The sequence below is a fragment of the Motiliproteus sp. MSK22-1 genome (assembly GCF_001968815.1).
Taxonomy (GTDB): Bacteria; Pseudomonadota; Gammaproteobacteria; order Pseudomonadales; family Balneatricaceae; genus Motiliproteus.
Window position 1 is genome coordinate 324,655 of sequence record NZ_MIEQ01000046.1, and the last position, 7,148, is coordinate 331,802.

A 7,148-nucleotide genomic window follows, 5' to 3' on the forward strand; every position below is an offset into this window, starting at 1 on the left:
GCTGTAAGTTAATGAATCCTTTTGAAAAAGAGAACCGAAGCCTAAAACGAACACTTCATGTACTGATCAGCAAAGCTGAACGGAATCAGGATATTCTGCGCACCTTTCAGGATATAGAACTCCGTTTGCTGTCCTGCAATCGACTGACCGACCTGCTGGACATGCTGTTGATCAACCTGAAGGAGTACTTTCGACTCGATGCCATTAGTCTAATCCTGTTTGATCCAGAGCAAACAGCCCGCGGCCTGATTGAAGATTACACACCTCCCGATAACGGCCAACATCTGGATTTCACTGAAAACTATCAGGCCCTGAAAGACCTTTACCCCAAAGGTGATTATCCGTTACTTCTCAACCCCAATGAAGAAGTCAAAACCTTTGCCTTTCCTGATCGGCAGCATATTATGAGTTGCGCTCTTCTGCCATTAGTCAGGCAGGGAATAATTATCGGCAGCTTACATCTCGGCAGCAGCGACTCTCAGCGCTACAATAAAAATGTTGCAACTGACTATATTCAACATCTTGCCTCAGTCATTTCTGTCTGCATAGAAAACTGCGTGAGCCAGGAAACTCTCAGGCGACTCAGCATTATTGACATGCTCACCAAGGTAAACAACCGCCGCTCCTTTGATCAAGAGCTTCTTAGAGAATTATCCCGAGCAAATCGAAACCAGTACCCACTTAGCTGCCTGTTTATAGATTTGGACTATTTCAAACGAATAAACGATACCTACGGTCATCAGACCGGTGATCGAGTGCTCAACCAAGCGGCACAGGCAATCAAGAAACAATTGCGAAAAACTGATTTTATCGCACGCTATGGTGGCGAAGAGTTTGCTGTGCTCTTGCCTGCTTGTTTAAACAACAGGGCGGTTCAGGTTGCGGAAGCCATCCGCACCCGACTAAGGAGCATAACCTTTCGATCCGACGAGGATGAAGCTTTCAAAGTTACATTATCCGTTGGTGTAGCAACTTGCGAACCGATCGGTAGCCCGGAGGAAAATCTTGTCAACAGCGCTCATCAGCTAGTCGCTTGTGCGGACAAAGCGGTCTATCAGGCTAAATCATTGGGAAGAGACAGGGTTATCTATATGCCGATTAACCATATCAAGCCGCAAAAGCAACCTGATATGGACGCCAGCCTGCTAGCCTTAACACCCAACCACTCTCACTAATTTCTCCTGACCTGTTGCTTACCCTTAAACGTTATGGATTCTCAACATCCTGAAGGCCTCGAAGATAGCGCTCCAATCTGTCGGATGCTTCCCAATCCATTGATCGGAATGACAGACCAATCAAGAATCGATCCATGCCAGTCCGTTTAACGTATGCGGTATGACACACCAGTGTCACCCAGGGCTTTGATAACGTCTTAGCCCCATCAAGCAGTCCTAGCCTGATCTCAATTAATGCCCGATTATCTCCCTGCTGATGATTAAAGTTTGGAAACACAATATCAAGAAGCTCTGCACTGCCCTCAATACCTATTCCGTGTTGAGACAGATTTGTTCCACGAGCTGAACACTGCTGTTGCCAGTCATTTCCCACTTCAGCCGCTAAATTTACGGGCATGCGCTTGGAGCGGCGCAAGTCTTCTGGTGACCAGGGTTTGGATTTCAAGTCAGATCTTCTATCAATGCGTCATACAGAGCTTGATAATGAGCTTCTCGCGATTCGCCGAACAAAGGGTCCTCCCTTTTCGGTAGCATATCACTAAGTTTAGCCCAGTCATCGGAACTGAGCACCTGCTCAATTGCCGGAAAAATTTTGCTATCCTCCATGAAAAGATGCTGACTTTGCCGGTCTACAAATTGCTCAAGCTGAGCGGCAAACTCTTCCAGCAGAAATGGCATATCCATCAACGCCTGATCAATCGTTGCACTCAGTTGCTTAGTCAATACTCGCAGCTCCTCATGCTCACGAAACTGCTGGGAGATCAGGTTTGATTTCTTCGGGTAATGCTCCTGCATATAATGATAGATCAGGTTTTCCTTGCCATGGTGATAATCATCAGCATAATCAGTCAGATAGTCCACCACTTCAGCCATCAGAGCAAAATTCGGGTGGCTCCCCATCTTCAATGTAGACAATTTGTTTTTGAGAATAGTCAGTAGCGCACTGATATGCTTGTGATCCTGACGGAGATCATTCATCAACAGAGTCATAACCTGTCCCCATGTCGCGAAAAGTCCCATCAGATAAGTTACTAGTAAAACAGCCTAGAAACCGATTGCCTGCCAGAACCAAACTGTTTTTTCCTTCTTCTGAAGGAAATTCCATTTACAGCTATAAACAACAAATAGAAAACTATAAAGGTTTCACCAAGTTAGTATTTTGACCGGCATCAATTAAATCAACAGACAGGTAAGATTACCAGAGCAATTTGGGTCATAAAACTTATCGGGAGTGCTTGCTTTGCGCAATGCGTCGGTGGACACAGTCAATCTGCTCCTGACTGACATCATCATAAGGAAGGCGTTTAATCATCTCAATACCAGCTGTGAAGTTTTTGACAAAGCGCCGACAATGCACACACATTGCAAGGTGAAACTGAAAACGAAACTTTTGTAACAGCCCCATATCACCATCTATATACTCACTTGCCTGCGCTACTATCTGCTTACATTTTAACATTCACCTGTCTCCTGGAAATGCTCTATCTTTCCGAACAAGCTGACTCTAGCTCTATGGAGCAATACCCGCGCATTAGACGAGGAAATGTCAAGTATGTTACAGATAGCCTCAAAACTGTTGCCATCAAGATCCTTCAAAGCAAATACGGCTTGCTGCAGATCGGGAAGATGATGGAGAGTATGCTCAATACAGTCCCCCATTTCTGTATTAATCAATAAGGTTTCGGGACTTTCCTCATGCCAGGCTCCAGGAGGGGCTTGCCAAGCCCCCTGATTATTAAATCGGTTAGCCAAAATCCCCTCCCCACCATTATCGAACTGCTCCAGTGAAATAGTCCGGGACTCCTTGCGCAACCTTGTTTTTGCTTCATTGGCGGTTATTCTCAAAATCCAGGTTTTTAAACTGGACCGCCCTTCAAATTTTGGTAAGGCACGGTAAATGGAAACCCAAGCCTCTTGAACGACTTCATCGGCTATGGCTTCACCCACAATGGTACGTGCCAAACCGAGCATAGATCCATAATAGGTTTGCACAAGACGATTGAAACTTTTCTCATCTCTCTCTGCAAGCCCCGGCATTAACTCCGCCTCAAGTTGTGCTAACGATTCTGTCATTCGCTGTATTGATCCTTAATCTGTTTCACTTATTCTATTGCCAACAAAGAATAAATTCATTGTCATCTCTAAAGGCTTTAACTACGCGCTACGCAGCTAATAACCATTTACACGCCAGGAGTAATCCAGATAACCATCAAGGGTACGCTTATCCGCTGGCAAGTATCGTTTGATAAAAGACTGAACGCCACCTTCAGCTCCAAAATCTTCAGAAAACCAATCGAACAGTTTTGAAACTCTCATTTTACTCCCGGCGTTTTTCAAACCTTTATCCGGGTTTTTCAAAAAGATCTTGGTTTGATCGTCAAGTTGCTGGTCCAGGGTTTCCGCCTTATAAGCCTCGGTGCGCAAATCGGGACAACTGAGTGATGCACAAACGATAGCAAAATGAATTCGCGGTTCGCCCATAGGCCTGAGAATCTCATGCTCTATCTCATCAAGACTTATCATTTGTTTATCTATTTTGCCTGCATCCAATTTCCACACAGGTCGAATCCAGCTACCAACATCTTTTATACTTTTTAGCGGCCAGTTATCGACGACTGTCTTGAGCGTCAGAATGTTGTACGCATTGATGTAAAAAGCCAGTTGTTCTTCACGAGTATTCAGATTACTGACCGGATATTCAGCTAATTGACGGACCAAGTTAATGAAACGAGAATCTGTCGAAAGAGTTGAGTAATCAACCAAATTTAGCGTTATTCCGTTCACCTCCCCCGACCCCACGTACTCTTTGAGCAGCGACTCATAAAGCGTCCAATCAGGCTCTTTCGCCTGAACAGACAGGCTAAAAAGCAAAACAAAACACAGTAGTATATTAGAACAAAAAGTTTTCACAGCATCTCCCCAGCGCTATATGCTCACCTATAGAGTACTTACCAGGCAAAAAGTTTATCGATCAGGTAACTTTGTAACTACAGCCATGGACAAAAGCTAACTACTCGACACCCGCTGCAGAATCCGCCTTATCTGTCTTCACTGCTGGCAAAGAGCAGAATCCCTGCTGTGGTACGTCAAGCGCGCTATTGAACTTACTGGAAAGGTTTTGAAAGGCGATCAGTCCTGTCAATTCAACAATTTCATCTTCATTAAAATATTTTCGCAAGCCGATAACAATCGCCTCCGTCACGTCTCTATCGGTATAGGTGACAGCCTCTGTATATTCAAGAACAGCACGCTCCTGGTCATCATAGGCACCACTCTCCCGCCACTGGGAAAGTTGTTCAACCTTCGCCTCAGATCCAGCTCGCCGGACAAGAGTTGCCGCGTTAATATCAACACAAAAAGCACAATGATTTATCTGTGAAACCCGTACAGTCACCAGCGAACGAAGAGTCGGAGAAAGAGGTGATCCTTTACGATCCAGCACCCCATATAGTGCCGCCACCGCAGCAAACAATTTAGGAACCCGAGCCCAAAGCAGACCTGGAGTCAACACCTCTCCATACCTTCTTTTTTGACTCCAGAAAAATGGTCTCAACCAAAAAGGATAACGATTGAGGGACTTTACGTTAACAAACATCTACCTCACCTCTACTTTGCCGAGAATACTTAAGCGCATCTCACTACGCAGCCATCAACGCAGCACAGATGACACTGAAGGCCTGAGCCGCGCATAACTTCCACAGCCTGGATACAGGCGTTCCACAATACATAAGAAACTACTGAATCAGAAGAACGGATACAATTGAAAAATTCAAGACCAGAAACCAGCCTCCGAGAAATACCTCAGAGGCTGGGAAGACATGACTGCATCAGCGTAAACATGCAGCTTATCAGTTGTGGAAATATAATTTGCCTAATGGACTTTAAACTGAGCCACAAGACGACTGATATCATCGGCCAGGTTTTGCAGCTCAAGCCCTGCTTGCGCTATTTTATGGGCACCTTCTGTCGTTTCCCCGAAGGCTTGATTGATATTGTTAACGTTCCTGTTAATCATTTCTACAGTAGCGCTTTGCTGTTCAGTTGCGGAGGCTATCTGGGTATTCATATCCGCTACCCGTAAAATATCTTCTGTAATAGCTGTTAACGACTGGCCAGCCTGGTTTGCCTGCTCGACACTGGTTTCAGCCTGGGCACGCCCTGACTGTATAACAGTAACGGCACCATTTGCCCCAGTCTGGAGCTGCTCGATCATTGCCTGTATTTCTTCAGTTGATTCCTGCGTTCGCTGCGCCAGCGTTCTCACTTCGTCAGCAACAACTGCAAATCCGCGCCCCTGCTCACCCGCTCTTGCTGCTTCAATTGCAGCGTTTAACGCAAGCAGATTGGTCTGGTCCGCAATTGAACGAATGACGTCCAATATACCAGCAATATTATTGACATCATTTTCCAGTGCCTGAATGCTTTCTGTTGCCTGGTCAACAGAATGGGCCAGTTCACTTATCGCCGAGACGCTCCGCTCGACGACTTTCTGGCCTTCAATAGCCTGCTCTCGAACGGTATGTACGGAATGAGCCGCTTCGGATGCATTTGCGGCGACTTCCTGCACTGTCGCGCTCATCTGGTGGACAGCTGCCGCTACTTGATGAGTTTCTTCTTGATGGGTTCCTAAGGTTCGATTGGATTCTTCAGTTATATGGGCCATAGATTCAGCAGAGCTGACAAGATGTTCGCTATAACTATTTACCTGCAGCATTGTTTTCTGGACTTTTTCTACAAATGCATTAAAAGCTGTCGCCAATAATGCTAGCTCATCGTTGCTGACAATGGGCATTCTAACCGTCAGATCCCCCTCACCTTCAGCAATATCAGCCATCGCCGCCGTAGTCTTATTAATCGGTCCGGTGATACTTCGTCCAATCAAAATAGATAACGCTATCATCAATACAAGGATCACTGCCAGCACAGCCAGCTTGTCCATTAACAGCCTATTAAACTCTTTATCAACATCGTCAATATAAACACCACTCCCTACTATCCATCCCCAAGGCTTATAACCCATGACAAAGGATAACTTAGGGACCTGTTCTTCATTTCCATTGGGTGCCGTCCAATAATAGTCAACGAAGCCTTCTCCATCCTTCTTCACAATTCTGACAAATTCCTTGTATAGCAGTTTTCCTTTTTTATCTTTTACACTGCTAACATCGGTCCCTTCCAAAGAAGGTTTAATAGGATGCATCACTGACATGGGTTTCATGTCATTTAACCAAAAGTACTGAATGTCGTCATAGCGTAAGTGTCGAATAACTTCCTTAGCCTTTTGCTTGGCGTCTTCAACACTCATTTCTCCATTTGCCGCCCTTTGGTCATAACCTTTCATTACCGTATGAGCAGTAGCGACGACACCTTTTAATCTGTCTTTTTTGGCTTCGATTAACTCAGTTCTGGACTCAAAGGCCGCATATAGAAAAGCGACAGTAAAGATGACAATGGAAGTAATCGACAACAGCCAGATGCGTTGTGCGATTTTGATTTGTGCCAACATAGACGATCCCCATTAACGGAAGGCAGAATCCAACCATACAGTCGTTAAAAACGAAACTCTCTCGTTCAGAACATCAGCCATGCAATTTAGTTGATTACTACCAGAAGCAGCTTTATTTATAACCACAGATGATATATGAAACAATATTCATAACCAACAGGAATATGAATAACTATCAACCCGCATTATAAAGAGTAGTCGAATTTCATTGAAGATGTGTAAGCGGTAAATAAACCCCACCTGTTACCAGGGCTGCTCGCCAGCTAAGGTCATGATCTCTGAATTAAGGAGATCATCATGACTGCCAATGAACTGAAAGCCCTTCGAGAGACCTGGAAACAGCATCTTGATACGTGGAAGCAAAGTGGCCAGTCCCAAGTGGATTATTGCCGTAAACAGGGATTGAAGCCCCATCAAATGACGTACTGGAAAAAGCGTTTCGTAAAGTCCAAGCCATCACCTAAAAG

9 protein-coding genes are annotated in these 7,148 nt (G+C 45.0%); 2 read left to right on the forward strand and 7 right to left on the reverse strand.

The window, feature by feature from the left end:
- Window positions 1–11 precede the first annotated feature (11 nt).
- Window positions 12–1,175, forward strand: a complete 1,164-nt coding sequence (locus tag BGP75_RS14810; protein ID WP_076719587.1) for a sensor domain-containing diguanylate cyclase — start codon at window positions 12–14, stop codon at window positions 1,173–1,175.
- 31 nt (window positions 1,176–1,206) lie between these two features.
- Here BGP75_RS14810 and BGP75_RS14815 read toward each other — a convergent pair whose 3' ends face one another.
- From BGP75_RS14815 to BGP75_RS14845, 7 genes are all read right to left on the reverse strand, one after another.
- Window positions 1,207–1,620: a PilZ domain-containing protein gene (locus BGP75_RS14815; protein WP_076719588.1), complete on the reverse strand. Its 414-nt coding sequence runs from the start codon at window positions 1,618–1,620 to the stop codon at window positions 1,207–1,209.
- On the reverse strand, window positions 1,617–2,165 hold the full coding sequence (locus BGP75_RS14820; protein WP_158070120.1) for a hemerythrin domain-containing protein: 549 nt from the start codon (window positions 2,163–2,165) through the stop codon (window positions 1,617–1,619). Before BGP75_RS14820 ends, BGP75_RS14815 begins: the two co-directional genes overlap by 4 nt.
- A gap of 232 nt (window positions 2,166–2,397) precedes the next feature.
- Window positions 2,398–2,634 (reverse strand): zf-HC2 domain-containing protein, encoded by a 237-nt coding sequence (locus BGP75_RS14825; RefSeq protein WP_076719589.1) that lies wholly within the window; start codon window positions 2,632–2,634, stop codon window positions 2,398–2,400.
- The gene (locus BGP75_RS14830; RefSeq protein WP_198939366.1) at window positions 2,628–3,248 is read right to left on the reverse strand and encodes an RNA polymerase sigma factor; all 621 of its coding nucleotides are present in this window, start codon (window positions 3,246–3,248) and stop codon (window positions 2,628–2,630) included. The genes BGP75_RS14825 and BGP75_RS14830 overlap by 7 nt, the downstream gene beginning before the upstream one ends.
- Window positions 3,249–3,344: 96 nt before the next feature.
- Entirely contained in the window at window positions 3,345–4,085 is a 741-nt protein-coding gene (locus BGP75_RS14835; protein WP_076719590.1) for a DUF547 domain-containing protein, read from the reverse strand.
- A gap of 100 nt (window positions 4,086–4,185) precedes the next feature.
- A complete protein-coding gene (locus tag BGP75_RS14840) occupies window positions 4,186–4,770 on the reverse strand; it encodes a carboxymuconolactone decarboxylase family protein (protein WP_076719591.1) in 585 nt (194 codons plus the stop codon).
- A 276-nt stretch (window positions 4,771–5,046) separates the two neighbouring features.
- Window positions 5,047–6,681, reverse strand: a complete 1,635-nt coding sequence (locus BGP75_RS14845) for a methyl-accepting chemotaxis protein (RefSeq protein WP_076719592.1) — start codon at window positions 6,679–6,681, stop codon at window positions 5,047–5,049.
- Window positions 6,682–6,978: 297 nt separating this feature from the next.
- Here BGP75_RS14845 and tnpA point away from each other — a divergent pair.
- Window positions 6,979–7,148, forward strand: a 170-nt coding sequence (gene tnpA, locus BGP75_RS27865; protein ID WP_407067338.1) for an IS66 family insertion sequence element accessory protein TnpA, incomplete at its 3' end; no start/stop codon positions are given.